Raw genomic sequence first — 1,948 nt, forward strand, 5'->3', positions numbered from 1 at the left:
GCTCGGCCGCGAGGAGGACCGACCCGTGATCGAGCGGGCGCTGGCCTATCTCCGGGCCGAGCAGGAGCGGGACGGAAGCTGGTTCGGGCGCTGGGGCACCAACTACGTCTACGGCACCTGGTCGGTGCTGTGCGCGCTCAACGCGGCGGGCGTGCCGCACGATGACCCGATGGTGCGCCGGGCCGTGGACTGGCTGGTCTCGATCCAGCGCGCGGACGGTGGCTGGAGCGAGGACGAGCGCAGCTACGACGTCGGGCATTACGTCGAGAACGCCGAGAGCCTGCCCTCGCAGACGGCCTGGGCGATGCTCGGCCTGATGGCGGTCGGCCTCGCCGACCACCCGGCCGTCCTGCGCGGGGCGTCCTACCTGCAGCGCACGCAGGGCGAGGACGGCGAGTGGCCGGAGCGGGCCTACAACGCGGTCGGCTTCCCACGCGTGTTCTACCTCAAGTACCACGGCTACCGGCTGTTCTTCCCACTCCTCGCGCTTTCGCGGCTCCACAACCTGCAGCGCGGCAACAGCCGGGAGGTGGGCTTCGGATTCTAAGGCGGCGCCCCGTGGCATCGAGTCTTAAAAGCCCGCGAGACCGCCCACGGCGTCGACGGCGAGCAGGTGCCGATTTTCGTCAGAGTCCTATTCGTTCCGCGTTTCGAGGGTGCCTCGGCGACGGTGTCCGCGGGGTGATCTGGATCGATGAGGCCTGCGTGGCCGGCCCCGACCCGGCCACTGCCGACGCCGGACACGCGTCTGTTCATACCCGTTGCGCTGTCGATTGACGGTGCCGCTCCCGTTGCCGGCCTACAGGCAACAAACCCAAACCGAGCGAGGCGAATGACAAAGAAGCTCGACGATGAGATGGCGGCGCTGGTCCAGGCGTTGGCCGGGGACGCCCACGCCCCTGATGCGGCGGTCGGCCAGATGGTCGAACGCCTGCGCCGCCTTGAGGAGGAGGCGAGACTGGGGGGCAGCGACCGGCAGACGCTTCAGAAGCTTGCTTCAGCGCGACGCCTGTTGGGCGACCCCGTGGAGGTCGGGACCGGCGTGCTGGTGCCGCTCGTACCGGATTAACCGCTCAGGTGACCGGTCGGCGCGACTCCGGAAAGGCGGCATGCGCTTACGTGGCGAGCCAACTAGCGTTGATCCGCTTCGGTGCGGTTGCGGTCCCTTAAGCCAAGAACGAACCCAGGGGTGAACCATGACCGAATCTAGGCTCGAGAACATCTAGCGGCTTTGCGCGCGTATCCCGGTCCGACCATTTCGAGCAGAGGCCGATTGCGAGCAAAGAGCGGCCATTCCCACGGTTATGGCAGAAGGTCCGGAAGTGGCGCCTTGTCGACCTTCGACATGCTTCAAAGCGACCTGAGTGAGCAAGAAGGCGATGCTATTCAGCCGCTTGTGGATGGCCAGAGGGCACTCTTGGCAATGAGCGCAAGATCGTATCCACTGCGTGTGCGCACGAAGCTAAAGCGCCTGCAATTGCAATAATTTAGCTGATGCTTCCTGCTGAGGTCGTGCTGGGTGAGAATCCTGGCGCCCCAGCCAAAGGCTCAAGATTCTCAGCCGACCGTTGATTCTCCGGCTGTTTTCGGACCCGCCCGGGCCGACCGCTCCGTCCAGGTCCACTCGGGAGGTCCACTTGTCTGGACGGCAGGGATTCCTGCCTTGCCTCGCACCCACCTCCGCCGCCGCCGACAAACGGTCTTTTTTCGCCGTATCATCCCCCACGATCTGCGCCAGCGGTTCGGCCAGCGTGAGATCCTGCGCTCGCTCGGGCAGGCCACGCCGGGCGAGGCCCGACGGATGGCGCAACGCTTGTGGGATGGGACGGAGACCTTGTTCACGCTTGTCCGCTTCAACCGGTCGCTCACGCGTGCCGACATTGCCCGGCTCGCGGAGCAGTACCTCGAATCCAAGTCCTTCAAGCACGACGGCCTGATCGCGACCATC

At 66.0% G+C, this 1,948-nt stretch carries 2 protein-coding genes and 1 pseudogene; all 3 read left to right on the top strand.

Translation table 11 applies throughout. The features are described 5' to 3' along the window. Positions 1-547, top strand: a pseudogene (locus MFF42_RS22875) (prenyltransferase/squalene oxidase repeat-containing protein); the annotation flags it as partial. A 285-nt stretch (positions 548-832) separates the two neighbouring features. After that, positions 833-1,069 (top strand): hypothetical protein, encoded by a 237-nt coding sequence (locus MFF42_RS22880; protein ID WP_238258000.1) that lies wholly within the window; start codon positions 833-835, stop codon positions 1,067-1,069. A 594-nt stretch (positions 1,070-1,663) separates the two neighbouring features. Beyond that, positions 1,664-1,948, top strand: a 285-nt coding sequence (locus MFF42_RS22885; protein WP_373875213.1) for a DUF6538 domain-containing protein, incomplete at its 3' end; no start/stop codon positions are given.

Origin of the sequence: Methylorubrum podarium, from assembly GCF_022179745.1 — a bacterium.
GTDB lineage: Bacteria > Pseudomonadota > Alphaproteobacteria > Rhizobiales > Beijerinckiaceae > Methylobacterium > Methylobacterium podarium.